The sequence below is a fragment of the Mesorhizobium sp. M0239 genome (assembly GCF_040321815.1).
Taxonomy (GTDB): Bacteria; Pseudomonadota; Alphaproteobacteria; order Rhizobiales; family Rhizobiaceae; genus Mesorhizobium.
Window position 1 is genome coordinate 1 of record NZ_JAMYSG010000016.1, and the last position, 26,389, is coordinate 26,389.

The following is a 26,389-nucleotide window of genomic DNA, read 5'->3' on the forward strand; positions in this document are numbered from 1 at the left end:
CTCGTCGAAACCATCGAGGCAGCCGAATGCAAGAACTACTTCGAAAACGCAGGCTACGCTTCCGTCAAAATATGAAACGCTCTAGCCGGCGGCAGTGCGATCCGGTCAGAGCGTGAACGACCAGAACAGGCAGGCCAGCGTCGCGGCGGCAAAGACCACGAAGAACAGGCTGCGCAGCAGCACGTTGCGGCGCAGCTCGTTCATGACGAAGTGACAACCGACGATCGCCGCCGCAAACAGGAACCGCCAGTTCAGCAATGCCCACACGGCGCTGCCCTGCCCGAACGCCCATCTGGCGACAAGACAGCCGACGATGGTCGCAAACAGGGCGATCACGGTCCAGAAGAGGGCGTCGGCGGCATGGGTCAGGACGATGCCGGCCGCCCTGATCGGCAGGATCATCATCAGCATTGCGCTGAAGAAATAGACAGCGGCAATCGGGATGAACACGCCGGCGTCGGCGATGCTGTCAAGGCGCCTGACGCCGATGGCACCATAGGGATAGCCGTGCCTGGCGACAGCCAGGCTCAACGCCATGAGCAAGGCGGTCAGCACGGCGACCAATGCGAAGGATGTGAGGGCTTTGCTCATGACGTTCCTGTCCCAGACGAATCAGACAGGAACGTTTTTAGCGGGCAGTCGTAAATTGCGTAAGCGAGATCAATCACTACGCGAATTTCGATTGCGGCGTAATCCGCCGACGGCGTCTATTCGGCGGCGATCCTGCCTGCCGAGCGGTTGGCCAGCACGAAGCCGACCTCGTCGACCGCCTGCGCGGCACGCTTAAGGATCGCCTCGGAGTGTAGCACGCCGTCGGTGAAATCCTTGTCGGTGGCGTAGACGGCGGTGGGCAGCGCAAAGGCCTCGAAGAAGCCGAACAGCGGCCGCAGCTGATGTTCGACAATCAAGGCGTGGCGCTCGCCACCGCCGGTCGCCGTCAACACGATGGGCTTCCCCCGCAGCGCTGCCGGATCGATCAGGTCGAAGAAGTGCTTGAACAGGCCGGTATAGCTGCCCTTGTAGGTCGGCGAGCCGACGACGAGCACGTCGGCGGCGAGGATTTCCTCCAGGATCACGCGCGCCTGGCCGTCGAGATCGCGGGCCCATTTCGCCGTTCCCAGCGACGGACCGAGGTCCTCGATATCATAGGTGCTCGCCGACAGGCTGTGGCTGGCGGCGATGTCCCTGGTGACCAGATCGACGAAGGCGCGCGTCTTTGACGGCCGGGTGATGTTGCCGGAAAAGCCGACGACTGTTGGATTTGACATGGCAGTGAACCTCTTGGGGTATAGTGGCCGAAAAATTTTGCTGTGGCGAGCCTCTCGCCCGCCGGTGAGAAATCAGCTCCAGGCGTGCAGCGGCGGGTTTTCGCCGTTGAGGAAATATTTGCCGAGGATCGAATATTTCCAGCGCACCGGATCGTGCAGCGTGTGCGTGCGCGCGTTGCGCCAATGCCGGTCGAGATTGTGTTCGGCCAGCGTTGAGCGGGTCCCCGCAAGTTCGAACAGCTTGTTGGTGGCGGCAATGGCGATCTCGGTCGACAGGATTTTTGCCTCGGCGGTGACGATCTGGGCGTGCGCCACCGTGTCGGCGGTCGGCTCGATCACCGCCCGGTCGATTGCCAGGCCGGCCTTTTCCAGCAGCGCCTGCGCCGCGTGCAGGCGCAGCGTCAGGTCGCCGATGGCCTGGATGGTGTAGGGATCGTCCCAGGCATTGTCGACGCCACTGTCGATCCAGGCTCGGCTCTTGGTCCTGACGAAATTGACCGTCTCGTCGATCGCTGCCTGGGCGATGCCGGTGTCGACCGCCACTTGGATGATCTGGAAGATGGCGCCGTCGGCGGTTGGCCTGTCAAAACCCTTGTAGCCTGGCACCAGATGCGTCTTCGGCACCTTGACGTTGTCGATGATGACGGTGCCGGACAGCGTCGTGCGCTGGCCGAAGCTCGACCAATCGTCGATGACGGTCAGGCCGGGCGCGCCGCGGTCGGCGATCGCATACCAGGCACGGCCTTGGTCATCGAGCGCGACGATCGGCACGAGATGAGCGAGCAGCGCGCCGGACGAATAGAATTTGCGGCCATTGACGACGACATGGTCGCCGGCATCGGTGAAGCGGGTTTCGAAATCGGCGGCGCGTTTGGAGCCGAACTCGGAAAAGGCGTTGCCGAACCGCGTGCCTTTCAACGCTTCGGCAAACAGCAGCTTCTGCTGGTCCGCGTCGGACACGGTGCGGATGGCGGCGACCACGCCGAGATGGTTCTGGGCAATCTGGCCGATCGAGGAATCGGCCGCCGAGATGATCTCGATCACCTTCGCCAGCGTCGCATAGGACAATTCCGGCCCGCCGAATGCCTTGGGCACGTTGATCGACCACAGGCCGCTTTGCGAAAAGGCATCGAGTTCGGCAACCGGCCAGATCCGCTCGCGGTCGCGCCTTGAGGAGTCCTTGACGAATTCGGCGGCGAGCGCGTGGGCGATAGCAATCGCCTCGGCGGCGTCCTTGATGATGTGCGCCGGCGCGGTCGGTCTTGCGACTGCCGGCACGGCGGCGGAAGCCTGGTCGGTCTTGACGGTCGAAACGGTCATTTCACTGCTCCTTGGGATTTCATTTCAGGCAACGGCATGGAGATGGGCTGGTTTGACGGCGGGCGAAGGCTGTTGCCCGGCGGTCGATTGACCGAGGTAGAAGGCCCTGATGTCCTCGCGCTGGCGAAGCTCGGCGGCCGCACCAGTGAGAACGGAGACGCCGTTTTCGAGCACAGTGGCGTGGTCGGCATAACGGAGCGCCACCGCCGAATTCTGCTCGGCGACCAGGATCGACAGGCCGGTCTCGCGGTTCAGCTTTCTGAGCGTCTGGAAGATGTCCTGGACGATGAGCGGGGCGAGACCCATCGACGGTTCGTCGAGGACCAGCAGGCGCGGCCGCGACATCAGCGCCCGGCCGATGGCGGTCATCTGCTGTTCGCCGCCAGAAGTCAGGCCGGACGATGTCCGGCGCTTTTCCCTGAGCCTCGGGAAATAGCCGTAGATCCGCTCGAGATCTTCGTTGATCTCGGCGCGGCGGCCACTGCGGCCAATGCCGCCGGCAACCAGATTTTCCTCGACGGTGAGGCTCTTGAAGCAATGCCGGCCTTCCAGCACCTGGACCAGGCCGGCGCGCACGAGATCGCCCGGCTTGCGGCGCGAGACATCCGAGCCTTCATAGCGGATGGTGCCTGCATTGACCTGGCCACGCTCGGCCGGCAGCAAATTGGAGACGGCCTTGAGCGTCGTGGTCTTGCCGGCGCCATTGGCGCCAAGCAATGCCAGGATCTGGCCGCGCCGAAGTTCGAAGCTGACGCCGTGCAGCGCCGTGATGGCGTGGTTGTAGGTGGCATGAACCGTATCCACGGCAAGAATGACGTCATCGTCCGGCATGGGGCTCTCATTTTGTGGTTCGATGAACCGAACAGGCCGGGCGCTGCGGAACCCTATCCGCTGCGCCCGGCTCTGCCCTGATCAGTTGGTGGTCACTGCGTTGGCATCATCCGCGGTGCGCAGCTTGATGCCCTTCTCGGCGGCGTAGGCCTCGGCGGACTTCTCGATGATTGGCCGCAGCAGCGCCCAGTCCGGCGCGATCCAGTCGGAGACGACGTTCCACTTCTTGCCGTCCCACTGCTGGAAGGTCACGTAGCCCTCGCCTTCGTGATTGTCCCAGCTGACATTGATCGAGTGGAACAGGTCCTTGGCGCCAAGCGCCTCGACTTTGGCCGGATCAAGCTTGAGGTGCTCGAAGCCCCAGCGGACCTCGTCGCCGGTCAGCGTGCGGTGGCCGAACTTCTCCTGCGCGACGCGGATCGCCTCGACATTGAGGATGCCGTTGACGATGCCGAGATTGTGGTAGACCGAGCCGATACGCGCCTTGTCTTCGAGGTTACCCTTGCCGGCGCCGTAGACCGTCTTCACGATCTCCTGAACCACCGGGTAGGAGTTGCCGGAAGCCTGGGTGGTGATGGCGGTGTAACCCTTGGCGGCGTCGCCGGCCGGGATGACATCCTCTTCCGAGTTCGACCAGACATTGCCGACGATGTGATCGACGGGAAAGCCGACCTTGACCGCCGTTTTCAACGCCACCGGGTTCATCACGCCCCACCCGCGCAGGACGACGAAGTCCGGCTTGGCGCGGCGGATCGTCAGCCACTGCGACTGCTGCTCGTTACCGGGATGCGGCACCTCGATCTGCTGCACGGTGAAGCCGTATTTCTGCGCCAGCAATTCATAGATCGGGATGGTTTCCTTGCCGTAAGGCGAGCCGTGATAGAGCACGACGATCTTCTTGCCCTTCAGTCTGTCGATGCTGCCTTCCTTGGAGGCGATGTAGTTCACGATGCCTGATGTCTCGCTGTAAGGATTGAGCAGCAGCGGGAAGACGTAGGGGAAAACGCGTCCATCTGTGGAATCGGTGCGGCCGTGGTTGACGGTGATCAGCGGCACCTTGTCGGCGGTGATGCGGTCGATCATGGCGTAGGCGATGCCGACCGAGAGCGGGTTCCAGGCGGCGGCACCGGCATGGCTCTTCTGCCGCTCGTAGCATTCGACGCCGCGCTCGACCTCGTACTGGGTCTCGCATTCGTCCCAGGTCAGCTTGACGCCGTTGACGCCGCCGTCGCGGATGTTGATGAGGTTGAGATAATCGATGAAGCCGCCGAAGAAGCCGGTGCCGCCGGCCGCATACGGCCCGACACGATAGCTCTGCAGCGGGAAATACTGTTCGTCGGCGTGCGCGGCGGGCAAGGCCACCGACACGATCATCGCCGCGGACAGCGCCGCCGCCTTGATTGTGTTCAGGAAATTCATGGTTGAGGTACTCCCGGTATGGGCCGTCTTGGGTTCGGCCTCTGGTTCATTTTCGGATGCGTCAGCTCAAGTCGACTGCCAGGCGGACAGGAGCCGTCTTCGGACCCTGTCCCACAGCGCCACCAGCCCGTCGGGTTCAAGGATCAGAAACAGGATGATGAGCGCGCCCAGCACGATGCGCTGGCTCATGTCGAGCACGCCCGAATCGAAAAGATCGCCAAGCAGGAAGCCGCCGAGGCGCGAAAGAGCGAGCGGGAAGACCACGATGAGGGCGGCGCCGAAAAATGCGCCGCGGATCGAAGCCAGGCCACCGATGATGATGATGAACAGTATCTGGAACGACCGGTCGAGGTCGAAGCCATCCGGCTCGACGGTCCGCAGATACGCGAAGGCCCAGATGACGCCGGCGACGCCGATGATGAAGGACGAGATGGCGAAGGCCAGCAGCTTGGTCTTCAGCACCGGGATGCCGATGATGCGGGCAGCGGTTTCATTGTCGCGGATGGCGATGAAGTTGCGCCCGGTCTGCGACGAGACCAGCCGATGGGCGAGGAAGGTCAGCACGGTGACGATGGTTAGCGCGAAGAGATAGCGGCCGATGGCGCCGTCGAGCGCGAAGCCTGAAATCGACAATCTCGGCGCGTCGATGACGCCGGAAGCCGAGTTGTTGGAGAACCAGCTGAACTTGGTCAGCGCCCATTGCACGAAGAACTGCGCGGCGAGCGTCGAAACCGCGAGGTAGAAGCCTTTGAGCCGCAGGCTAGGCAGGCCGAAGACGATGCCGATCGCGGCGGCGACGATGCCGGCCAGGAAAATGCTGCCGATCAGCGGCAGGCCTTCGACGCGCAGGTTGAAATTATAGGCGGCGAAGGCGCCCGCCGCCATGAAGGCAGCACTACCCAGCGAAACCTGGCCGGCATAGCCGGTCAGGATGTTCAAGCCCACGCCGGCGAGGCTGAGCGCCAGGAACGGCAGCAGGATGGCCTCGAACAGATAGCTCGAGCCGATCAGCGGCACGACGCCATAGGCGAAGGCGAGCAGCAACACGGGCACGACCCATTTCGGCAGCACCGGCGCGGACGAGAAATCGCTTGTTATGGCCGTCATGGCTCAGATCCTCTCGACGAGCTTCTGGCCGAACAGGCCGGAAGGACGGATCAGCAGGAAGACCAGCGCGACGACATAGGCGAACCAGCTCTCGATGCCGCCGCCGAAATAGTCGCCGATATAGACCTCGGCGAGCTTCTCGCTGGCGCCGATCAGCAACCCGCCGACGATGGCACCGAGGATGGAATCGAAGCCGCCGAGCACCAGCACCGGCAGCGCCTTGAGCACCACCAGCGACAGCGAGAACTGCACACCGAGGCGCGCACCCCAGAGCAATCCCGCCACCAGTGCGACAAGACCGGCAGCAGCCCAGACGGTGGCCCAGATCAGCGGCAGCCTGAGACCGACCGCGAGGGCCGCGAACTGATCGTCGGCGACGGCGCGAAAGGAGAGGCCGATGCGGGTGTAGCGGAAAAACAGCGACAGCAAGAGGACCATGCCGGCGGCAACCACTGCGGCAAAAATGTCGAACTGGCTGATCAGCACGCCGCCGATTTCCAGCGGCACGTCCTCGATGCCGAGATCGAGGCCGTGGACCTGCGTGCCCCAGATCAGCTGGGCGGCGCCCTCGATGATGTAGGACAGGCCGAGCGTCGCCATGAACAGTGTGATCGGCGGCTTGTTGGTCAGCGGCCGCAGCACCGTGCGCTCGATGGCGACACCCATGGCGACCATGATGGCGAAAGTGATCACCAGCGCCAGCGCGAACGGGATGCCGCGCTCGATAAGGCTGACGAAGGTGAGTGCCGCGAACAACAGCATCGCGCCTTGCGCGAAATTGAGCACGCCCGAGGTCTTGTAGATCAGCACGAAGCCGATCGCGACCAGCGAGTACATGACGCCGGAGAGCAGGCCGCCGACGAGCACTTCGATGAAGAACTGGTAGTCAAAATCGGCGATCATATGCCTGCCCCGTCCTCATTGTCCGAGGCGACGCCGAGGTAGGCATCGATGACGCGCTGGTCGTTCCTGACCTCGTCTGGCGTGGCGTCGGCGATCTTGCGGCCGTAGTCGAGAACGGCAATGCGGTCGGACAGGCCCATGACGACGCCGACATCGTGCTCGATCAACACCACGGTGGTGGCGAAACGATCGCGCGCGGCACGGACGAAAGCCGCCATCTCGCTCTTTTCGCTCGCGGTCATGCCGGCCATCGGCTCGTCGAGCAAAAGCAGGCGCGGCTGGGCGACCAGTGCGCGGGCCAGTTCGACACGCTTCTGCAGTCCGTAAGGCAAGGTGCCGACAAGACGGTCGCGAATGGCGGTGAGGTCGAGAAATTCGAGGATCTGTTCCGCGCGGCTGCGTGTTTCGCGCTGCTCGCCGCGCGAGCGGCCGATGCCGAGCACCTGGCCGGCAAAGTTGGAGCGAACCTTGTAGGCGAGGCCGGAAGCGACATTGTCGAGGACGCTGAGACCCTTGAACAGTGCAAGGTTCTGGAAGGTTCTGGCGACACCGAGGTGAGCCAACTGCTGCGTCGGCACCTGGGCATAGAAGGTGCCGTCGAGCCGGACGTGGCCGCGATCCGGCCGATAGACGCCGCTGATGACGTTGATCAGCGAGCTTTTGCCGGCGCCGTTCGGGCCGATGATGGCGCGAATTTCGCCTGGGTGAACCGACAGGTCGATATCGGCCAGTGCGACGACGCCGCCGAACGACAGGCCGATGCCCTGGAGCGAAAGCAGCGGAGCGGCGACACCAGTAACGGAGCCGATCGCCTCGCTGCCGGCTTCGGACTGCTGCTCCCGCGGGCTTGACGGCAGGCCGCGCGCAAAGACTTCCGGCGCATAGACCGAAGCGTCCATCACTCCGAGAGTATAACTGGGCAACGGCATTCCAATCGTCCTTGATTAGGCGCGCAAAACCTCATTGCCGCTCGACGGATCGAGCGCGCCGGCAACCTTCATGCGTGTGCTGGCCGGACCGTGGCGGGCCAGGCTGCGGGATGGCTACTCCGCCGCCAGCGACGCCGCCGCCTCGGCGTTTTCCAGTTCGCGGACCAGCGGGATGACATGCTTGCCGAAATACTCGACCTCTTCCTGGAAGTGCAGGAAGCCGAGCAGGATGAGATCGGCGCCGGCGCGCTTCAGGTCGGCGATGCGCTCGGCGACTTGCCTTGGCGTGCCGATCAGGTTCGAGCGGAAGCCGTCATTGTACTGGACCAGATCGTCGAAGGAGGATTTCGCCCAATTGCCCTCGCCTTCCGGCGAAGCCTTGCCGGCATTTTTCACCTCATGGCCAAAGGCGTTGACCGCCTCGGGGTTGGCCTTGGCAATGATTTCGGCGAGCACCGCCCTGGCCTCATCCTCTGTCTCGCGGACGACCGCGAAGGCGTTGACGCCAACCTTGACGGAATGGTTATTGGCCTTCGCCTTGGTCCTGAGGTCGTCGACCTGCTTGGCGATCTCGGCCGGCGTGTTGCCATTGGTGAAGTACCAGTCCGAGACCCGCGATGCCATGTCGCGCGCGGCGCGCGACGAGCCGCCCTGGAAGATTTCGGGCAGCGGCTGCGGCGGTTTCGGCTTCAGCGAATATTCGTTGAAGCGGTAGAAATCGCCACGGAAGGTGAAGCTGTCCTCGGTCCATATTCCGCGCAGCGCACGAATGAATTCCTCCGAGCGGCGATAGCGCTCGTCATGGTCGAGCCAATGCTCGCCGATGGCATGGAACTCGCCACGGAACCAGCCGGAGACGAGGTTGATCGCGACGCGGCCATTGGTGAGATAGCTGATGGTGGCGATCTGCTTGGCCGCCAGCGCCGGGTTCCACGGTCCGGGCAGGATCGCCGCGATGACCTTGAGCGTTGTGGTCGCCGCCAGCAGATCATGGCTGAACGCCACCGATTCATGCTGCTCGTCGGCGCCGTAGCCGGCGGTGAAGCGGATCTGGCTGAGTGCGTAATCAAAGCCGGACTTCTCGGCGATCTGCGCCAGCTTGCGATTGTACTCGGCCGAATGGTTGGTGCGCTGCTCGATGTTGGAGATCACAAGGCCGCCCGAAACATTCGGCACCCAGTAAGCAAACTTGATCGAGTCGGTCTCTGCGTGTGCCATGAACTGTCTCCCATTCAGGCCATCTCGTTGATCGATCCGACCGCAGCCGGTTTCGTCGGTATTTATTATGTTTATAGAATCTATATACAAAGAAGGATTTTCCGTTTTTGAGCCCCTCTTGGGACGGAAATACCAATTTTGCTCGGCCAACCCGGTTTGCCGGTGTCAGCTCATGACCGGACCCTGCGCGGCATTGGCGCCGATGGCCTGCGCTGACGGCAGCGTTACCAGCAGCTTGGCAATTTCAACCGCGACCGCCTGGGCATGGCGAGCGACTTCCGGCAGACCCATGAGCTCGCCGAAAGTCCCTCGTGCCAGCGGGCCGGCGACCAGGAGTGTCGCGACCGCCTCACCGTCCCGGCCGATCGCGCGGCTGTCGAGACCTGTCTCGATGCCAAGCCCATATTGGTCCGTCCTGATCAAGCCGGTTTCCGCCAGCGAGCTCAGCGCCGGGTTCAGCTGCAGCGCCTGCCCATGAGCCGGACCGGTGGTGTTGATGACGGCAGCGAAGCGCGCCGCCTCGATCCGGGTCTGCCCGCGCCGTTGAAAGCTGACAGCCAGGCTGCCGTCCTCATCGTTCGACGCGACAAGCCTGGCGGCAATGGTGTCGACTGTACCGGCGGCATGGCGCCGGTCGAGCACGGCGGCGACCTGCGGGGCGATCCTGAAACGATGCACGTCCCAGAACACGCGCAGCTGGCGGACCAGCCTTGCCCGCTCCGGCGGGGCAAGTGCGGCCCACAGCACCGGCCCCTGCAGGCGCAACTGGTCGAAGACCGACTGCCAGTTGACATTGGCCGCTCTTGCCGCTGCCAGCGTCGCGCGAATGGTCCTGAGCAGGCCGAGCGCCGTCGTCGCCGGCGCGGATGCAAAATCGCCAAAAGGCTCGCCCCTGACATCGGGGTGTCCGCGCGAGCGTAAGCCGCGGCGCGACAGCGTGAGGATGCGGCCACGATGGCCACGACGGTCAAGTTCGGCGACCATGTCGGCCGAGGTCAGCCCGGAGCCGACGATCAGCACCGAGGCGTCCGGCCCGATCCCGGCAAGCGCCGCGGCTGCGTATGGGTCGGCGATGAAACCCGGCGCTTCCGTCAGGTGGATCAACGCGGCTGGAATTGCAGGCTGCGGATGCGTTGCTGCTAGAACGACGATGTCGGAGGCGACCGGTCCGGCAGAGGTGTGCACGGTCCAGCCCGCGCCACTGGCATCGCGTGTCACGCGTGTGGCGGAACCTTCAACATGATGGACAAGGCCGGAATTGAGATGCTGCGCCAGATGCTCGGCAACATAGCGACCGAACACGCGCCGGCGCGGAAAAGCGTCGCCGTTCATCCAGATCGCATCCGGGTCGTGTTCGAGTTCTCCGCTGCCAGTCAACCAGCGTGCAAAATGCTGCGGGTCGTCGGGAGCCATGCTCATCCTGACCGCGGGAACATTGACCCGATGAGAGGGTTCCTCGCTGGAATAGGCAAGGCCACCGCCAATCCAGGGTCGCGGCTCGATCACGGAAATGGAAATGCGCTCCGGTCGAGGCATTTGCGCCAGGTGCCACGCCACCGCCGCACCGGAAAAGCCGCCGCCAATAATGGCGACGCGCAACCGCGAGGACGCAGGAAGCAAGTTCACGAGGCGCTGGCGAGCGACTTCGGCCGGTGGTCGCCGGCGATGGTTTCGCCGAACGGACCGGTGTTTACGGACGAGCCGGCTGCCTTGACCGGATGGTCGGTCGGCAGTTTCGGCAGCACCAGCTCGCCGAAGCGATAGGCTTCTTCGAGATGTGGATAGCCGGAAAGGATGAAGGTATCGATGCCGAGGCGCCGGTACTCGTCGATGCGCTCGGCGATCGTGTCGGGATCGCCGACAAGTGCGGTACCTGCGCCGCCGCGCACCAGGCCGACGCCGGCCCAGAGGTTGGGGGCGATCTCGAGCTTGGCGCGATTGCCGCCATGCAATGCGCTCATCCGCGCCTGGCCGACCGAATCCATGCGGGCAAAGACCTTCTGCGCCGAGGCGATCGTCGCGTCGTCGAGCCGGCTGATCAGCCTGTCGGCAGCGGCCCAGGCCTCCTCGGTGGTTTCGCGGGCGATGACATGCAGCCTAATGCCGAAGGAGAGCTTGCGGCCAGCCTTCTGCGCCAGTTCACGCATGCCGTCCAGCTTGCGCTCGACATCGGCTGGCGGCTCTCCCCAGGTCAAATATTTGTCGATCTCCTGCGCCGCCACCACGGACCCAGCGTCGGACGAGCCCCCGAAATACAATGGCGGATATGGCGTCTGCACCGGCGGAAACAGCAGCCGGCCGTCCTCGATGTGGAAATGCTTGCCCTCGTGCCCCACCGTCTCGCCGCTCAGCACCCGCTTGTAGATCTGCAAGAACTCCTGCGTCACCTCATAGCGTTCGGCATGCGACAGGAAGATGCCGTCGCCCTTGTTCTCCAGCGGATCGCCGCCGGTGACGACGTTGATCAGCAGGCGGCCATTGGAGATGCGATCCAGCGTCGCAGTCATGCGCGCGGCCAGCGTCGGCGACTGCAAACCGGGCCGCACGGCGACAAGGAAACGCAAGCGCTCGGTCATCGGTACGAGGGCCGATGCGATCACCCAGGAATCCTCGCAAGAGCGGCCGGTCGGCAACAGCACGCCATAGTAGCCGAGCGTGTCGGCCGCCTTCGCCACTTGCGTCAGATACGGCAGATCGACCGATCTGCCGCCCTCGGCCGTGCCGAGGTAGCGGCTGTCGCCATGCGTAGGCAGAAACCAGAGCACCTTGATGCGGTCTGGCACGACCCGGCTCATGGCCTTTCTCCCGCTGCCTGGCGAAGGCGGCCGGATATGCCTGCTTTGGTGAGTAGCTGATGCGAAAGAGTGGGCATGGCGTGGTCCTGTCCGGGTGGAAACCAGATCGCCAGTGCAGATTGCTTATTCCACAAACTCTGTAGAGTTAGTTTATTCCAATTCTGTCGCCGCTATTAGAATTTCTCTCTCCAACGCGTCGGCGGTGAGGCCGACCCGAGTGCACCGGGCCGGCCTTCCTGAATCAGAACGCGGGTTCGACCGCGTTGACGTTGTCCTTGGTGACGACGGTCAGCGGGATGGGCAGCCGGTCCTTGACCTGCTTCCCGTCGATGATCTCGGCCATCGTGTTGATCGCCAGGCGGCCATCCTCGACGGGCGACTGGACGATGGTCGAGTACATCTCATTGGTGCGGATGGATTCGAACGCATCCTTCTGGCCATTGATGCCGACAATCGGCGGTGCGGCCTTGGAGGGGTTGGCCTCCTTCCATGCGTCGATGAAGCCGCGGGCCATCGTGTCGTCATTGGCGTAGACACCGCTGATCTGGTCGCCGAAGCGTGTGATCAGATCGCGGCTGACCACCAGTGCCTTTTGCTGGTCGAAGTCGGCATTGACCGTGTCGAGCACCTTGATGTCGGCATTGGTTTCCTTGAGACGGTCGGTGAAGCCGCTGACACGTCCGATCGTGGTGCCGTTGCCGGCCTGGCCGGCGATGATGACGACGGAGCCCTTGCCGCCGAGCGCCTTGCTCAGCGAGTCCGCCGCCAGCTTGCCTTCCTCATAGACATCAGGCCCGGTGAACGACTTGATGAACGGCTTGGCATCGTCGCTCATCGGCGAATTGATGAGGATCGCCGGAATGTTCGCCTGCTGCGCGCGCGCCAGTCCCGGTATGTAGGCCTGCGGGTCGAGCGGCCACAGGATGATGCCGTCGACCTTGCGCGCAACGCAGGTGTTGAGCTGCTCGGTGCCTTTCTGGACATCAAAATCCTGGCTGAGGCTCAGGATCTCGATGCCGAGTTCCGCGGCGCGCGCCTGAAGCGCCTTGTTGGCCGGCGTCGCATAGGCATGCGAATCCGCTGCCGTCACGTAGCAGACCGTCTTGGCGCTGGCCCAGCCCGTCGATGCCAGCACAGCCGCCATGGCGGCGACGTGAAGCATGCTTTTCTTGCCAATCATGTGTTTCCTCCCAATCATGTGGTTCCTCCTTGAGTGATTGGATTGTCGCGAACGAGCGCCGGGCGCGTGCCCGGAGCCCTCCCCTTGGTGGTAACGGCCCGATCGAGCACGACGAGCAGGATCAGGATAAGCCCGGACACGACCTGCTGGACGTATGCGGGAACGGACTGGAACTCCATCGCGATGGTCAGCGAGCCGATTGTCAGCACGCCGCCGAGCGTGCCGAGCGCGGATCCCCTGCCGCCTTCGAGACGAGTTCCGCCGACAACGACCGCGGCAATGACGGCGACCGTCAGTTCCGAGCCGAAGACGGGTGAGCCGGTGTTGGTGACGAGGCTCTGGAGAACCCCCGCCAGGCCGGCAAGCGTGCCGGCAAAGACAAAGCCGAGAAAGACGATACGGTCCGAGGCGATACCGCTTTCCTTGGCAGCCGCCGGGTTGGATCCCACCGCAAAGACGTTACGCCCAGGTATGGTGCGCGTCAGCCAGAAATGCAGCAGCACGATCAGGGCGATGAACAGCGCGCTGCGGAGGGTGAAGACATCGAGATAGATCTTGGCCAGCGCCAGGGAAAGCATGATGTCGGTTCCGGTCACCGGCTGGCTGTTGGTGATCCAGTGCGCGAGCGAGCGGAAGATGAGCATCGTCGCGAGCGTCAGCACGAGCGAATTCACCTTCAGGCCGACGACCAGCATGCCGTTGACGGCGCCTGCCAGGGTACCGACCAGGATGCCGACGATCGCGGCAGGGAGGATGCCGATCTCTCGCTGCAGGATGACCGATACGATGCCGGCCAGGGCAAACACCGCGCCACCGGAGAGGTCGATCTGGCCCGATATCAAAAGCACCGTCAGGCCGATCGCGATCAGGCCGATCGTCGCCGCCCGGTCGAGGCCGAGGCCGAGGGTCGATGCCGAGAGGTAGCCGGGGACCACCAGCGCGGAAATGACGAGCGTCAGACCGAGAATGACGATGACGCGATACTGCGAGACAAGCGAAAGAAAACGCATCACGACACGCCCCGCTTGCGCAGCGCCGCATCCATGCCGACGGCGCCGACGATCAGGATGCCGAGCACGAAACCCTGGATCGGCGTGCGCACACCGTCGAGCACCATGACGTTGGTCAGCAGTTGCACGAAGATGAGGCCGGCAATGGCCCGTGGCACCGATCCGAAGCCGCCGACGATCGACACGCCGCCGACCACCACCGCCGTGATGGCACTGAATTCGTAGCCGCCGCCGATGAGCGGCCGCGCGCTCTGCAGCGTCAGCCCGAGCAGGCCGCCGCTGATGCCGGAAGCGAGTGCTGTGATCACGAAGGCGCCAGCCTTCACGGCCTGCACCGGAACCGCACTTGCCTCGGCGGCGCTGTAATTGCCGCCGGTGGCAAGCGTCCATCTGCCCCAGAAGGAGCGGGACAGGACGAAATGGCCGACAAGAGCAATGACCAGGAAGATCAGCACCACGACGGGAATGCCGAACAGCCGGCCCTTGGCGAGTTCGGCGGAGGCGGGATTGCTGCCATAGACGATGACCCCGCCGACAGCCGCCTGGACGATGCCCAGTCCGATCGTGCCAATGCCGAGCGTGGCAATGATTGGATTGATGCCGACATATCCGACCAGGACCCCGTTGAGCAGGCCTATGAGGCCCGCGAGACCAACCGCCAGCACGAAGGCCGGCAGCGGCCCGATCATCGGCTGCAGCCCGAGCGACAGGATGGCGCCGCAGGCGATGGTGGCCGGCACCGACAGGTCGGCCAGGCCGCCGACCACGAGCACGAAGGTCATGCCGACTACGACGATGCCGACGATGGACATCGAGGTCAGGACGTTGAGCAAATTGCCTGATGTGAAGAAGGCGGGGCTGACGAAGGAGCCGTAGAGCATCACGGCGAGGATAGCGAAGGCCAGCCCCGCCTTCGACAGGACATCGACAAGCCTGCTGCCACGCGTAAAGCGGTCGTTGCGGTTCACGCCGCCGATCTCCATGGCAGCTTCGGTCACGCCGTCTCCTCCCCCGTGGCTAGCGCCATGATGCGCTCCTCGCTCAATTCGCTGCGCAGGAGAGGCTCGGAGGCATAGCCATCGCGCATCACCACCACGCGGTCGCAGACGCCGAGGATTTCGGGCAGCTCCGACGAGATCATCACGACCGCCATGCCGCCGGCGACGAGTTGGCCGATGATGTGGTGGATCTCGGCCTTGGCGCCGACGTCGACGCCCCGCGTCGGCTCGTCGAGGATCAAGGCCGAAGGTTTGGCGGCAAGCCATTTGGCGATGACCGCCTTCTGCTGGTTACCGCCCGACAGAAGGCTGATGCGCCGTTCGCCGTCGGGCGGTGAAATCGAAAACTGCTTGACCGAGTCCGCGGCAAGCGAGTGATCGGCGCTGCGGCTGATGCGCCCGAAACGGCTCAGGCGGCGCAGTATGGGCAGGCTGATGTTTTCCCGGATCGACATTCCAGGCACGACGCCGTCGCCCTTGCGATCTTCCGGAACATAGGCAATGCCTGCCCTGACCGCCTGGGATGGCGAGTTGATCGAGACCTCGCGTCCGTTGACGCTGACCGAGCCCTCGACAAGCCGCGACAGGCCGAAGATTGCGCGGGCGACCTCGGTGCGGCCAGCGCCCACCAGCCCCGTCAAGCCCAGTATCTCGCCGGCGCGTACATCGAAGCTGACATTGCGGAAGCGCGTGCCGTCGCTGATGCGTTCGACGCGCAGCACCGACTTGCCGATCTCGGCCGGGCTTTTCGGGAAGACATTGCTGACTTCGCGACCGACCATCAGCCTGATCATGTGAGCGGCATTTATGCCTTCGATCGGACGCGTCTCGATCATTGAGCCGTCGCGCAGCACAGTCACCTCGTCGGCGATTTCGAGCACCTCCTTCAGTCGGTGGCTGATGTAGATGATGGCGATGCCGTCATCGCGCATCTTGCGCAGGATCCGGAACAACGCCGCCGTCTCATGCTCGCTGAGGCTGGATGTCGGTTCGTCCAGGACGATGATCCTGGGCTGCGCCGCGTAGGCCTTGGCGATCTCGACGAGCTGCTGCTGGCTGATAGAAAGGTTGCCGAGCCGTTCACGCGGGTTGATGGCCGCTCCAAGTTCGTCGAGGACGGCAGCGGCCGCCCGGATCATCTCGCCCTTGCGCAGAAAGGACCATTTGCCGGGCATGCGGCCGAGATAGACGTTCTCGGCGACGGTCAGGTCGGGGACCAGATTGATCTCCTGGTGCACCATGCGAATGCCGAGCGCCTGGGCGTCGGCGGGCTGGCGCATGCGCACCTCGGCGCCGCCGACCCTGATTGTGCCGCTGGTGGGCGCGTAGGATCCGTTGAGGACCTTCATGAGCGTCGATTTGCCGGCGCCGTTCTCACCCACGACCGCATGAACGGTACCGAATTTTACGGCGAAATTGACGTTGGACAGAGCCTTCACGCCCGGGAACGTCTTGCTGATGCCTCGCATGTCCAAGGCGCAATCGTCGGCGACAGTCATATCTGGCTAGGTTCCTCCTGGCGGCTGGCCGATCATCCTCTGTATCGGCCATCGATATGTTAGTATAATAGTTTCTTCAACGCAGCTCGACCCCTCTTCGAACTGGCTTGAACATCCGGGCTTTTGAACACGCGGCTCAGTCCAGGCTCTCGGTTGCGGATTGAATTTCTCACCGCGGATGATGACTATTGCACTAATATAACAGTTCTGGCAAGCTGGATTCCGGCGGTCGTTATGGACATCGTGTCACCGACACCCGACGCTTCCATTGGATGCGTTCCAATTGACATTCTAGTATTATCTAGCCATTTCTGGTGAACGAAGACACGGATTTACAATGGACCTGGATCCTTCGACGCTCAATCGGGCTCTTCCGCTCCGCGATCAGATCTACCACAAGATCCGCAACCTGATCGTCGTCGGGCAGCTGAAGCCGGGAGAGGTGATCAACGAAGTCGCCATCGCGGAGGCCCTGGGGGTGTCTCGCACCCCCGTTCGCGAAGCGGTCAAGCGCATCAGCGACGAGGGCCTGGTCAAAATCCTGGCACAGACCGGCACCTATGTCGCTCCGATCAGCCGGGCTGACCTGGAAGAAGCCTATGTCATCCGGCGGGCCCTGGAGATGGAAAGCGCCCGACGCGCGGCCGCCAAGTTCACAGCGGCAGCCAGCGAATTGCTGGAAGACAACATGGCGGCGCACCGGCTTGCCATATCGCGCGGCAGATATGCCACCGCGATACAACTCGACGATGTCTTCCACCGCACCATAGCCGAGATCTGCGGCCTGCCGATGATCTGGAGAGCCGTCGACATCTCGAAGGCACAGATGGACCGCGGACGCTATCTCGCCATCCCAAGACCGGGTTATGGCGAACAGACGATCGAGCAGCACGAGGCCATTTTCGACGCGCTGAAGCGCCACGACGCCGAGGGGGCGGCAAGGGCCATGGAACATCATCTCGAGACGTCGTTCCGCAACACGCTCGAAGTCGCCGCCGACCTTCTCGACTGAAGCCTCGCGAGCAACCGGCATGCAAAGAATGGGGCTTTGTATCGGCGTGAAAGCCGAGGCGATCGCGGACTACAAGCGCGTCCACGCCGCCGTCTGGCCGGAAGTGCTCGACGTCATCAGTCGCGCCGACATCCGCAACTATTCGATCTTCCTGCGCGAACCGGAGAACCTTCTGTTCGCCTGCTGGGAGTATCACGGCAGCGACTTCGCCAGGGATGCGGCGCGGATGAGCGAGTCGCCGGCCATGCGCAAATGGTGGGAACTGTGCGACCCCATGCAGACGCCGCTACCGACGCGCGCCGACGGCGAATGGTGGGCGGCCATGCAAGAGGTCTTCCATCTCGATTGACCGTGTCCCGGGCGTGCGGCGGTCCGTTGTTTCATCCAGCCGTTTGCCGCCCTCAAACTCCGCCGCAAGGCGCACTCATTGCAAGCCACTCACCTAACCGATCCGCCGCAACGCCCTGCAGTCCAAGCCTTTCGCAACCGCACCTTGACCGCTGACATTCTGTTATATTAGTATTCTAAATCACTTTTGTCTCTCGACGCTCCTTGTCGGGGAGGCCTTCTTCAGAGTTTGGGTTCATGGCACGGTTCATCAAGCTGTCGGATATCGACAACATTCTTCTGGCGGTCGATCCGTTGAAGATCGGCGAAAAAGCCGGGGACGTGGCGGCCAGGGCACGCATACCGCGCGGGCACAAAATGGCCTTCCGCGACATCGGCTCGGACGAGCCGATCGTGAAATACGGCCAGACCATTGGTTTTGCGCGGGGATCCATCGTCGCCGGCGACTGGGTTCACGAGCACAATGTGTATCTGCGCAATTTCGAACGCGACTACGTCTTCGGCACCAATACCAGGCAAACCGAGGTCGTTGCCGAGGCCGAGCGCGCTACTTTCATGGGTTACCGCCGGCCGAGCGGCAAGGTGGGCACGCGCAACTTCATTGCCGTCCTGACCTCGGTGAACTGCTCTGCCAGCGTCGCCCGGTTCATCGTCGACGAGGTCAACCGGTCTGGCATCCTGCGCGACTATCCCAATGTCGACGGCATCATCGCACTCGTCCACGGCACTGGCTGCGGCATCGACACCAAGGGCCCCGCTTACGACCTGTTGAAACGGACGCAATGGGGCTTTGCCACCAACCCCAATGTCGGCGGCGTGCTGATGGTCGGACTCGGCTGCGAAGCGTTCCAGATCCCACGCTGGATGCAGTCGTACAACATCGAGGAGAGCACGATTTTCCGCACGATGACCATCCAGGAAACCGGCGGCACGCGAAAGACAGTCGAGGCCGGCGTCAAGGCGATCGTCGACATGCTGCCTACGGTGAACGCCGCCGAAAGGACTCCGCAGCCGGCCTCCGAACTGGTGCTTGCGCTGCAATGCGGCGGATCGGACGGCTATTCCGGCATCAGCGCCAATCCGGCACTGGGTGCTGCGGTGGACCTGCTTGTCGGGCAAGGCGGCACGGCCGTGCTCTCGGAGACGCCCGAGATCTATGGCGCCGAACATCTTCTCGCCTTGCGCGCCGAGAGCCGCGCGGTGGGTGAAAAGCTGATCGAGCGCATCCGCTGGTGGGAGGATTATACCGCCAGGCACGACATGGAGATGAACAACAACCCTTCGCCCGGCAACAAGCTGGGTGGGCTGACGACCATCCTGGAGAAATCGCTCGGCGCCTCCGCCAAGGGCGGCACCACCAATCTGCGCGCGGTGCTGGAATATGCCGAGCCGATCAACGAGCGCGGCCTCGTCTTCATGGATACGCCTGGCTACGATCCGGTCTCGGCCACCGGGCAGGTCGCCGGCGGAGCCAACATATTGTGCTTCACCACCGGCCGCGGTTCGGCCTTCGGCTGCAAGCCGACGCCCTCGATCAAGCTCGCCTCCAACAGCTTCATCTTCGAGCAGATGCGCGAGGACATGGACATCAATTGCGGAGACATACTGGACGGCGTCTCGCTGGCCGAGAAGGGCGAGGAGATCTTCGCCGAGATCCTGCGCGTCGCTTCCGGCGGGCGCACCAGGTCGGAAGCGCTCGGCTATGGCGACAACGAGTTCGTGCCATGGAGCCTCGGCGCGACGATGTAGCGATATCGCCCGCCTGCACAGGCCGGCCTTTATCCCGGAAGTAGCTCAAACGGAAAGAACCGCTCGACATGAACAGGATTGATCTTGACGGCCAGCACGCTGTGGTCACCGGCGGCGCCCAAGGCCTCGGCTTTGCGATGGCCAGACGCTTCGTCGCCTCCGGCGCGACGGTAACCTTGTGGGATCTCGATGAGGCTCGCCTCGAAACCGCCAAGAAGGAACTCGGCAACGCCGCCACGACAGAGATCGTGGACGTCGCCGATTGGGTGTCGGTGGACGCGGCGCGCGCCAGGACCGAAGAGCTGGCCGGCAACATTTCCATTCTGGTCAATTCCGCCGGAATCGCCGGCCCGGCCGTCCCGCTCGACGTCTACGACATCGAGACGTGGAAAAAGGTCATCGACGTCAACGTCAACGGTACGTTCTACGTCAATCGCGCCGTGGTTCCCGGGATGAAGGAGCGCAATTACGGGCGGATCGTCAACATCGCTTCGGTCGCCGGCAAGGAGGGCAACCCCAACGCCTCCGCCTATTCAGCCTCGAAGGCGGCGGTCATCGGCTTGACCAAGTCGCTCGGCAAAGAACTGGCGCAGTACGACATCGCCGTGAACTGCATCTCGCCGGCCACGGCACAGACGCGCATCCTTGAACAACTGACGCCGGAGCATATCGAATATATGCGCTCGCGCATTCCGCGCGGCCGCCTGTTGGAGGTCGATGAGGCCGCTGCCATGGTCGCCTGGCTCGTCTCCAAGGAGAACAGTTTTACAACCGCCTCCACGTTCGACCTGTCGGGTGGGCGGACGACCTATTGAAAGGCAGTTGACGTTCAGCCAGGCAACCGACCGAGACCAATCGCAAAGCGCTCCACCATCGCGAGGCCAGGCTCGCTGGGCCGCATCGCCGGAGCCCGGGCGTGTATCGGGATGCCTGCGCGGGCGCCGAACAGCCGCTTGCCATAGCAGATCAAGTTTTCGATGCCTTGCATGACGAAGACCGCTGCCGGCAACATTCTTGCATATTCAGCCTCGGCCGTGGCTTCGCCTCCGGCGCGGAACGCATGATAGGCGCGCACGGCATAGTCGGCGCAATCCGGCGCCAGGATCATGCCGCGGCAACCGATGCGGAAATTGTCGATCAGTTCCAGGCCGCCACGCCCGTTGAAAACCGGTATCCGGCCATCGGTGCGCTCGATCAGCCCGGCGATGTCGGTAACCGGACCCTCGCCCTTGATCAGCCTAACGTTGGGATACAGCGTGACGAGGTCGCGGATTTCGTCTGATGAAAGGCCGCGCCCGAAAAACGCCGGCGCGTTCTGGATCGCCACCGGCAGATCGGTCGCCTCGGCAACGCGGCCGAAGAACTTGATGTATTCCGGCGCACCATAGGACCCAACCGGCGGCGGCTGCAGGATCACCCAATCCGCTCCCACGCTTTCAGCATGGCGAACCTGTGCGACCTGCTCGGCCACCGAAGCGCCGAAGATGGTGAAAGCGAGTGGCACTTTTCCGTCGGTGTCTTCCGCCGTCCAGTCCATGATCGTCCGGCGCTCGGCCTCGGACAGCTTGGCGACTTCCGTCGCCAAGCCGAGCGCCGCCATGCCGTGCACGCCGCTCGCCAGGCAGATCTCGACCTGCCTGCGCATCGCCGCGCGGTCGAGTTTTTCGTTCTCATCAAAGAGCGCGTAGAGAATGGCGTGAATGCCGTGGAAATCATAAGGTTTGAATTTTGTCACGCGGACCTCAATGGCTTTCGCGTTGAATGGCGTGGCCACGGCATCCGACGAGAAAATCGAGGTCGGCGCCGCGATCCGCCTGCAGCACATGGTCGACGTAAAGACCCTGATAGCCGCCGCGCATAGCCGGCTGCGGCGGAGCCCAGGATGTCCGCCGCTTTGCGAGTTCCTGTTCTGACACGTCGAGATGCAGCTTCCTTGCTTCGACATCGAGCTCGATCATGTCGCCGCTCCTCACCAGCGCCAGCGGGCCGCCGACAGCGGCTTCGGGTGCGGCATGCAGCACGACGGTGCCGAAGGCGGTGCCCGACATGCGGGCATCGGAGATACGGATCATGTCGCGGACGCCTTGCTTCAACAGCTTCTGAGGCAGCGCCATGTTGCCGACCTCGGCCATTCCCGGATAGCCCTTGGGGCCGCAATTCTTCAGCACCATGATCGAGCCCTCGTCGATGTCCAGCAAGGGATCGTCGATGCGCGCCTTGTAGTCGTCAATGTCCTCGAAGACGACGGCGCGGCCGCGATGCTTCATGAGAGCTGGCGACGCGGCTGACGGTTTGATGATGGCGCCGTCGGGCGCCAGATTGCCGCGCAGCACCGCGATGCCGCCGTGCGATGTCAGCGCCTTGTCGCGCGGGCGGATCACCTCCGGATTGTAGTTTTGGGCGTCAGTGATGTTCTCGCGCACGCTCTTGCCGGTGACGGTCAGCGCATCGAGATCGAGCATGTCGGCGATCTCTTTCATGACGGCCGGAATACCGCCGGCGTAGCAGAAATCCTCCATCAGGAAACGGCCTGACGGCATCAGGTCGAGGATGGTCGGCACGTCGCGGCCATATCGATCCCAATCATCCAGGGTCAGCTCGGTGCCGACGCGGCCGGCGATGGCCAGGAGATGCACGACCGCATTGGTGGAGCCGCCGATCGCGCCATTGACGCGGATGGCGTTGGCGAAAGCTTTTCTCGTGAGGATAGCCGACGGGCGCAGATCCTCATTGACCATCACGACGATGCGCCGCCCCGTCATGCGGGCGATGCGGCTGCGGCGCGCGTCGACCGCCGGATAGGCAGCGTTACCGGGCAGCGCCAGGCCGAGCGACTCGACCATGGAAGCCATGGTCGAGGCCGTGCCCATGGTCATGCAGTGACCGGGCGAGCGCGACATGGCGCTCTCGGCATTGGCGAAATCCTGCTCGCTCATCACACCGGCGCGAACGTCTTCCGAAAATTTCCACACATCGGTGCCGGAACCGATTTCGTGGCCCTGGAAGCGGCCATTAAGCATCGGCCCGCCGGAGATGGCGATCGACGGCAGGTCGCAGGAGGCCGCGCCCATGACCAGCGACGGTGTGGTCTTGTCACAGCCGGCCATCAGCACGACGCCGTCCATCGGGTTGCCGCGGATCGCCTCCTCGACATCCATCGAGGCGAGGTTGCGAAACAGCATCGCCGTCGGCCGCAGATTGGACTCGCCGCAAGAGAAGACCGGGAATTCGAGCGGCAGGCCGCCGGCTTCCAGCACGCCGGCCTTGATGTGCTCGATCAGAGCACGGAAATGCACGTGGCAAGGCGTGAATTCGGAGAATGTGTTGCAGATGCCGATCACCGGACGGCCGTCGAAGGCATCGTCGGGCAGGCCGTTGTTCTTCATCCAGCTGCGGTGGATGAAGGCATCCTTGCCCAGCCCGCCGAACCAATGCTGCGATCGTCTCTTGGTCATGGTCTTTCCGGCGTTCAGGCGGGATGCTGCAGCTGGCTCAGCCCGCCATCGACGACGAGCGTCGCCGCGTTCATGAACGGGCATTCGTCGGAGATCATGAACACCGCAGCCCGCGCGATCTCGCGCGCCGTGGCGATGCGGCCGCCGGGATGCAGCGCCATGGTGTTGGCGCGTGCTGCGGCCGGATCGGCAAAGCTGTTCCAGTAGTCGATCGCCTTCTGCGTCTCGACATAGCCCGGCGCCAGCGCGTTCACGCGCACGCCTTGCGCCGCATATTCGAGCGCCAGCGATTTGGTCAGGCCGAGCAGCGCGTGCTTGGCGACGGGATAGGGGAAGGTGTGCGGAATGATGGTGAAGCTGTGCGTCGAGGCGATGTTGAGGATGGCGCCGCCGCCGCTTGTAATCATGCCCGGCAGCACAGCCTTGCTGCAATTCCAGGCGCCCTTGACGTTGACGTCGAAATTGCGGTTCCACTCTTCCTCGGTCGCCTTGAGCGGCGTCGAGAACACATTGACCCCGGCATTGTTGATCAGCGCGTTGATGTGGCCGATTTCGTCGGTCGCTTGGCCGACGGCAGTGGCAATCGCGGCTCCGTCGCTGATGTCGGCTGCCGCATGCCCGACATGGCCGTGCGGCGCGGCAAGGCCGGCGACGGCCTTGTCCAGCAGTGCGCCGTCGCGGTCGACGAGGAACAGTCTTGCACCTTCGGCAAGGCAGGCCTCGGCGATGGCCAGCCCGATGCCTTGCGCGGCGCCGGTCAGGAAGATGCGTTTGCCGGAAAGGCGCTCAGCCATTTTTGTCCCTCCAGCTTAGCGCCGGCCCAGTGCCGACGAGCGCAGATTGTCGAGCAGCACGGCCAGCAGCAGGATCACGCCACGTACGATGTACTGGTAGAAGGCCGGGATGTTGAGCAGGTTCATGGCGTTTTCGGCGATGCCCATGATCAGCACGCCGACGATGACGCCCGACATGGTGGCGCGGCCGCCGGCAAGCGAAACACCGCCGAGCACGCAGGCCGAGATGACCGAGAGTTCGAGCCCGACCGCCGCGTTGGGCTGGCCGGAGGTGATGCGCGACGCCAGCAGGATGCCGGCGATGCCGCAGACGACGCCCTGCAGCGCAAAAATCCAGATGCGCGTCCGGTCGACATTGACGCCGGCAAGACGCGAGGCCTCCGGATTGCCGCCGATGGCCAGCGTGTTCTTGCCGAAGACGGTGCGGTTGAGGACGAAGCCGAAGATGCAAAACAGGATAGCGAGCACCCAGACCGGCGTCGGTATGCCGAGCAGTTTCGAGAGCGCCAGCTGATAGAAATCCGAGCTGTTGATGCCGACGGCACGGCCGTCGGACGCGATCAGCGCAAAGCCGCGCACGATCTGCATGGTGGCCAGCGTCGTGATCAGCGCGTTGATGCGGAATTTGGCGATGACGACGCCGTTGATGAAGCCGACGAAAGCGCCGCAGGCGATTGCCGCCAGCAGGCCAAGCAGGATCGAGCCGGTGTAATTCGACGCCATCACAGCGACCATGCCGGCAAAGGCGACGATCGAACCGACCGACAGGTCGAAGTCGCGCGCGGCGAGGCAGAACATCATGGTGCAGGCGACGATGCCGACGGTGACCACCGACTGCAGCAGGCCGAGCATGTTGCGGTCCGTAAGGAAGTTCGGCACCAGAGCCGACACCAGCGCGAAGGCGACGACGAAGATGACGACGAGGCCCTGTTCGCCGAGCAGGATTTTTTTCAACTGGTCGGTCATGCCAAAGTCCTCAGGATGCGATCGCGTCGGGAGTTTTCTGATCGGGGAGAGCGGCGGCCAGGATCGCCCTTTCGGCGAACTGGTCGCGGGTGAGTTCAGCGCTGACGCGGCCACCGCACATCACCAGAATACGGTCGCAGATGCCCATCACTTCCGGCAGTTCGGACGAGACCACGACGATCGCCATGCCGTCCTGCGCAAGCTGGTAGAGCAATTCGTAGATTTCCGATTTGGCCCCTACGTCGATGCCGCGCGTCGGTTCGTCGACAATGAGAACCCGCACCCCTTGTTCGGACAGCCAGCGGCCAAGGATGACCTTCTGCTGGTTGCCGCCGGAGAGATTGATGATGTCCTGCTTGCGCGACGGCGTGCGCACCTTGAGCTTCTTGATGAAGGTTTCGGCGGTGGCGATCTCGCTGGCGCGGTTGAGCACGCCGAAGCGCGTGTGATGGCGCCGCGACGAGATGTTGATGTTCTCCTCGACCGAGCGGCCCTGGATGATGCCGTCATGCTTGCGATCCTCCGAGCACAGCACGATGCCGGCCCGGATCGTGCCACGCGGATCGGCGGCACGGACCAGCTTGCCGTCGACGGTGATGCTACCGCCCGAGCGCGGATCGGCGCCATAGACCAGCCGCATCAGTTCCGAGCGCCCGGCGCCGATCAGGCCGAAGAAGCCGACGATCTCGCCTGCCCTCGCCTCGAAACTGGCCGGCGTCTTCAGTTTGGGGCCGCTGAGAGCGTCGACCTTCAGGCGGACATCGCCCGTTTTTCGTGCGCGAAAACCCCAGATATCCGAAATCTCGCGGCCGACCATCTCGGCGACGACCTGGTCGCGGGTGACGCCTTTCAGCGACGCATGGTGCGCCGCGAGCTTGCCGTCGCGCAGCACGGTCAGGCTGTCGCAGAGCCGGAACACTTCGTCGAGCCTGTGCGAGACATAGATGATGACCTTGCCTTCGCCGCGCAGGCGGTCGATCAGGGCAAACAGGATTTCGCTTTCGCGCGAGGAAAGCGACGAGGTCGGTTCGTCCAGCGCGATAACGCGTGCGTCGAGCATGACCGCCTTGGCGATCTCGACCATCTGGCGTTCGCCGATCGACAGCGTCTTGACCTTGCGGCGCATGTCGATGTCGATACCGGCCGATTTCAGCTTGGCGCCGACGTCGTCCAGCATCCGGCGGCCGGCGATGATGCCGGCGTTGGCGGGGAAACGACCGAGGCTGAGGTTTTCGGCAACGGTGAGTTCAGGAACGAGTTGCAGTTCCTGATGAATGACAATGACGCCATTGTCGAAGGCATCCCGGGTCGAGGTATAGGCCTGAACCCTACCGTCAATGCGGATCTCGCCCTGATCGGCATGCTGGTCACCGGACAGTATCTTGATCAGGGTGGATTTGCCGGCGCCGTTCTCGCCCATCAAACCATGCACGGCGCCTTTGTCGACACCGAACGAGACGTCCGACAGCGCCTTGACGCCCGGATAGGTCTTGGTGATGTGCGAGAAGTCGAGAAAGGACACGGGCAGCGATCCTCTTATGGAATGGCAAACAGGCGGCGGGATGAGCCGCCGCCTGTTTGTACAGGG

At 63.5% G+C, this 26,389-nt stretch carries 24 protein-coding genes; 4 read left to right on the forward strand and 20 right to left on the reverse strand.

Annotated features, from left to right (window positions below):
* Nucleotides 1–105: 105 nt before the first annotated feature.
* The 15 genes from NKI99_RS17880 to NKI99_RS17950 all read right to left on the reverse strand — a co-directional run bounded on the left by NKI99_RS17880 (nucleotide 106) and on the right by NKI99_RS17950 (nucleotide 16,477).
* The gene (locus NKI99_RS17880) at nucleotides 106–591 is read right to left on the reverse strand and encodes a hypothetical protein (protein ID WP_352611571.1); all 486 of its coding nucleotides are present in this window, start codon (nucleotides 589–591) and stop codon (nucleotides 106–108) included.
* 116 nt (nucleotides 592–707) lie between these two features.
* Nucleotides 708–1,268 carry an FMN reductase gene (gene msuE, locus NKI99_RS17885; protein WP_352611572.1) on the reverse strand — a complete coding sequence of 187 codons (561 nt, stop codon included), beginning with the start codon at nucleotides 1,266–1,268 and terminating at the stop codon, nucleotides 708–710.
* 72 nt (nucleotides 1,269–1,340) lie between these two features.
* Nucleotides 1,341–2,588 (reverse strand): SfnB family sulfur acquisition oxidoreductase, encoded by a 1,248-nt coding sequence (locus tag NKI99_RS17890; RefSeq protein WP_023811543.1) that lies wholly within the window; start codon nucleotides 2,586–2,588, stop codon nucleotides 1,341–1,343.
* Between the two features lie 24 nt (nucleotides 2,589–2,612).
* Nucleotides 2,613–3,419, reverse strand: coding sequence for an ABC transporter ATP-binding protein (locus NKI99_RS17895; protein WP_352611573.1), 807 nt, complete (start codon nucleotides 3,417–3,419; stop codon nucleotides 2,613–2,615).
* An 81-nt stretch (nucleotides 3,420–3,500) separates the two neighbouring features.
* Nucleotides 3,501–4,838, reverse strand: coding sequence for an ABC transporter substrate-binding protein (locus NKI99_RS17900; protein WP_352611574.1), 1,338 nt, complete (start codon nucleotides 4,836–4,838; stop codon nucleotides 3,501–3,503).
* A 66-nt stretch (nucleotides 4,839–4,904) separates the two neighbouring features.
* Nucleotides 4,905–5,945 (reverse strand): branched-chain amino acid ABC transporter permease, encoded by a 1,041-nt coding sequence (locus NKI99_RS17905; protein ID WP_352439782.1) that lies wholly within the window; start codon nucleotides 5,943–5,945, stop codon nucleotides 4,905–4,907.
* A gap of 3 nt (nucleotides 5,946–5,948) precedes the next feature.
* Nucleotides 5,949–6,848 (reverse strand): branched-chain amino acid ABC transporter permease, encoded by a 900-nt coding sequence (locus NKI99_RS17910; protein ID WP_352439783.1) that lies wholly within the window; start codon nucleotides 6,846–6,848, stop codon nucleotides 5,949–5,951.
* Nucleotides 6,845–7,777: an ABC transporter ATP-binding protein gene (locus tag NKI99_RS17915; RefSeq protein ID WP_352611575.1), complete on the reverse strand. Its 933-nt coding sequence runs from the start codon at nucleotides 7,775–7,777 to the stop codon at nucleotides 6,845–6,847. Before NKI99_RS17915 ends, NKI99_RS17910 begins: the two co-directional genes overlap by 4 nt.
* A 114-nt stretch (nucleotides 7,778–7,891) precedes the next feature.
* Nucleotides 7,892–8,995 (reverse strand): dimethylsulfone monooxygenase SfnG, encoded by a 1,104-nt coding sequence (sfnG, locus tag NKI99_RS17920; protein WP_352611576.1) that lies wholly within the window; start codon nucleotides 8,993–8,995, stop codon nucleotides 7,892–7,894.
* A gap of 165 nt (nucleotides 8,996–9,160) precedes the next feature.
* The gene (locus tag NKI99_RS17925; protein ID WP_352611577.1) at nucleotides 9,161–10,621 is read right to left on the reverse strand and encodes an FAD/NAD(P)-binding protein; all 1,461 of its coding nucleotides are present in this window, start codon (nucleotides 10,619–10,621) and stop codon (nucleotides 9,161–9,163) included.
* A complete protein-coding gene (gene ssuD, locus NKI99_RS17930; protein WP_352611578.1) occupies nucleotides 10,618–11,790 on the reverse strand; it encodes an FMNH2-dependent alkanesulfonate monooxygenase in 1,173 nt (390 codons plus the stop codon). The genes NKI99_RS17925 and ssuD overlap by 4 nt, the downstream gene beginning before the upstream one ends.
* A gap of 241 nt (nucleotides 11,791–12,031) precedes the next feature.
* Nucleotides 12,032–12,970 carry a sugar ABC transporter substrate-binding protein gene (locus tag NKI99_RS17935; RefSeq protein ID WP_128302819.1) on the reverse strand — a complete coding sequence of 313 codons (939 nt, stop codon included), beginning with the start codon at nucleotides 12,968–12,970 and terminating at the stop codon, nucleotides 12,032–12,034.
* Between the two features lie 14 nt (nucleotides 12,971–12,984).
* A complete protein-coding gene (locus tag NKI99_RS17940; RefSeq protein WP_127322263.1) occupies nucleotides 12,985–13,980 on the reverse strand; it encodes an ABC transporter permease in 996 nt (331 codons plus the stop codon).
* The gene (locus tag NKI99_RS17945; protein WP_352439787.1) at nucleotides 13,980–14,978 is read right to left on the reverse strand and encodes an ABC transporter permease; all 999 of its coding nucleotides are present in this window, start codon (nucleotides 14,976–14,978) and stop codon (nucleotides 13,980–13,982) included. Before NKI99_RS17945 ends, NKI99_RS17940 begins: the two co-directional genes overlap by 1 nt.
* Nucleotides 14,975–16,477 carry a sugar ABC transporter ATP-binding protein gene (locus tag NKI99_RS17950; RefSeq protein ID WP_352439788.1) on the reverse strand — a complete coding sequence of 501 codons (1,503 nt, stop codon included), beginning with the start codon at nucleotides 16,475–16,477 and terminating at the stop codon, nucleotides 14,975–14,977. Before NKI99_RS17950 ends, NKI99_RS17945 begins: the two co-directional genes overlap by 4 nt.
* Nucleotides 16,478–16,814: 337 nt before the next feature.
* On the opposite strand from NKI99_RS17950, the gene NKI99_RS17955 reads away from it, so the two are divergent.
* The 4 genes from NKI99_RS17955 to NKI99_RS17970 all read left to right on the forward strand — a co-directional run bounded on the left by NKI99_RS17955 (nucleotide 16,815) and on the right by NKI99_RS17970 (nucleotide 20,401).
* A complete protein-coding gene (locus tag NKI99_RS17955) occupies nucleotides 16,815–17,489 on the forward strand; it encodes a GntR family transcriptional regulator (RefSeq protein ID WP_128287601.1) in 675 nt (224 codons plus the stop codon).
* 19 nt (nucleotides 17,490–17,508) lie between these two features.
* A complete protein-coding gene (locus NKI99_RS17960) occupies nucleotides 17,509–17,838 on the forward strand; it encodes an L-rhamnose mutarotase (RefSeq protein ID WP_352461279.1) in 330 nt (109 codons plus the stop codon).
* Nucleotides 17,839–18,074: 236 nt separating this feature from the next.
* A complete protein-coding gene (locus tag NKI99_RS17965) occupies nucleotides 18,075–19,586 on the forward strand; it encodes a UxaA family hydrolase (RefSeq protein WP_352439790.1) in 1,512 nt (503 codons plus the stop codon).
* 68 nt (nucleotides 19,587–19,654) lie between these two features.
* On the forward strand, nucleotides 19,655–20,401 hold the full coding sequence (locus NKI99_RS17970) for an SDR family NAD(P)-dependent oxidoreductase (protein ID WP_128302814.1): 747 nt from the start codon (nucleotides 19,655–19,657) through the stop codon (nucleotides 20,399–20,401).
* Nucleotides 20,402–20,415: 14 nt separating this feature from the next.
* Here the strand turns inward: NKI99_RS17970 and NKI99_RS17975 are convergent, their stop codons facing one another.
* Genes NKI99_RS17975 through araG form a run of 5 tightly spaced genes read right to left on the reverse strand, consistent with a single transcriptional unit; the run spans nucleotide 20,416 to nucleotide 26,323 of the window.
* On the reverse strand, nucleotides 20,416–21,321 hold the full coding sequence (locus NKI99_RS17975) for a dihydrodipicolinate synthase family protein (RefSeq protein WP_128302813.1): 906 nt from the start codon (nucleotides 21,319–21,321) through the stop codon (nucleotides 20,416–20,418).
* A gap of 7 nt (nucleotides 21,322–21,328) precedes the next feature.
* On the reverse strand, nucleotides 21,329–23,041 hold the full coding sequence (gene araD, locus NKI99_RS17980) for an L-arabinonate dehydratase (protein ID WP_128302812.1): 1,713 nt from the start codon (nucleotides 23,039–23,041) through the stop codon (nucleotides 21,329–21,331).
* A gap of 14 nt (nucleotides 23,042–23,055) precedes the next feature.
* Nucleotides 23,056–23,835: an SDR family oxidoreductase gene (locus NKI99_RS17985; protein WP_128302811.1), complete on the reverse strand. Its 780-nt coding sequence runs from the start codon at nucleotides 23,833–23,835 to the stop codon at nucleotides 23,056–23,058.
* Between the two features lie 15 nt (nucleotides 23,836–23,850).
* Nucleotides 23,851–24,801, reverse strand: a complete 951-nt coding sequence (gene araH / locus NKI99_RS17990; protein ID WP_023811524.1) for an L-arabinose ABC transporter permease AraH — start codon at nucleotides 24,799–24,801, stop codon at nucleotides 23,851–23,853.
* A gap of 10 nt (nucleotides 24,802–24,811) precedes the next feature.
* Nucleotides 24,812–26,323: an L-arabinose ABC transporter ATP-binding protein AraG gene (araG, locus tag NKI99_RS17995; RefSeq protein WP_352439793.1), complete on the reverse strand. Its 1,512-nt coding sequence runs from the start codon at nucleotides 26,321–26,323 to the stop codon at nucleotides 24,812–24,814.
* Nucleotides 26,324–26,389: the final 66 nt, after the last annotated feature.

What these genes read in the sequence shown, in the direction of transcription:
- msuE (WP_352611572.1), bottom strand. Translation starts at nt 1,268, where the DNA reads ATGTCAAATCCAACAGTCGTCGGCTTTTCCGGCAACATCACCCGGCCG.
- NKI99_RS17950 (WP_352439788.1), bottom strand. Translation starts at nt 16,477, where the DNA reads ATGACTGTCGCCGACGATTGCGCCTTGGACATGCGAGGCATCAGCAAG.
- araH (WP_023811524.1), bottom strand. Translation starts at nt 24,801, where the DNA reads ATGACCGACCAGTTGAAAAAAATCCTGCTCGGCGAACAGGGCCTCGTC.
- ssuD (WP_352611578.1), bottom strand. Translation starts at nt 11,790, where the DNA reads ATGAGCCGGGTCGTGCCAGACCGCATCAAGGTGCTCTGGTTTCTGCCT.
- NKI99_RS17985 (WP_128302811.1), bottom strand. Translation starts at nt 23,835, where the DNA reads ATGGCTGAGCGCCTTTCCGGCAAACGCATCTTCCTGACCGGCGCCGCG.
- NKI99_RS17890 (WP_023811543.1), bottom strand. Translation starts at nt 2,588, where the DNA reads ATGACCGTTTCGACCGTCAAGACCGACCAGGCTTCCGCCGCCGTGCCG.
- NKI99_RS17960 (WP_352461279.1), top strand. Translation starts at nt 17,509, where the DNA reads ATGCAAAGAATGGGGCTTTGTATCGGCGTGAAAGCCGAGGCGATCGCG.
- NKI99_RS17910 (WP_352439783.1), bottom strand. Translation starts at nt 6,848, where the DNA reads ATGATCGCCGATTTTGACTACCAGTTCTTCATCGAAGTGCTCGTCGGC.
- NKI99_RS17965 (WP_352439790.1), top strand. Translation starts at nt 18,075, where the DNA reads ATGGCACGGTTCATCAAGCTGTCGGATATCGACAACATTCTTCTGGCG.
- NKI99_RS17935 (WP_128302819.1), bottom strand. Translation starts at nt 12,970, where the DNA reads ATGATTGGCAAGAAAAGCATGCTTCACGTCGCCGCCATGGCGGCTGTG.
- NKI99_RS17905 (WP_352439782.1), bottom strand. Translation starts at nt 5,945, where the DNA reads ATGACGGCCATAACAAGCGATTTCTCGTCCGCGCCGGTGCTGCCGAAA.
- NKI99_RS17880 (WP_352611571.1), bottom strand. Translation starts at nt 591, where the DNA reads ATGAGCAAAGCCCTCACATCCTTCGCATTGGTCGCCGTGCTGACCGCC.
- NKI99_RS17970 (WP_128302814.1), top strand. Translation starts at nt 19,655, where the DNA reads ATGAACAGGATTGATCTTGACGGCCAGCACGCTGTGGTCACCGGCGGC.
- NKI99_RS17955 (WP_128287601.1), top strand. Translation starts at nt 16,815, where the DNA reads ATGGACCTGGATCCTTCGACGCTCAATCGGGCTCTTCCGCTCCGCGAT.
- NKI99_RS17900 (WP_352611574.1), bottom strand. Translation starts at nt 4,838, where the DNA reads ATGAATTTCCTGAACACAATCAAGGCGGCGGCGCTGTCCGCGGCGATG.
- sfnG (WP_352611576.1), bottom strand. Translation starts at nt 8,995, where the DNA reads ATGGCACACGCAGAGACCGACTCGATCAAGTTTGCTTACTGGGTGCCG.
- NKI99_RS17915 (WP_352611575.1), bottom strand. Translation starts at nt 7,777, where the DNA reads ATGCCGTTGCCCAGTTATACTCTCGGAGTGATGGACGCTTCGGTCTAT.
- NKI99_RS17895 (WP_352611573.1), bottom strand. Translation starts at nt 3,419, where the DNA reads ATGCCGGACGATGACGTCATTCTTGCCGTGGATACGGTTCATGCCACC.
- NKI99_RS17940 (WP_127322263.1), bottom strand. Translation starts at nt 13,980, where the DNA reads ATGCGTTTTCTTTCGCTTGTCTCGCAGTATCGCGTCATCGTCATTCTC.
- araD (WP_128302812.1), bottom strand. Translation starts at nt 23,041, where the DNA reads ATGACCAAGAGACGATCGCAGCATTGGTTCGGCGGGCTGGGCAAGGAT.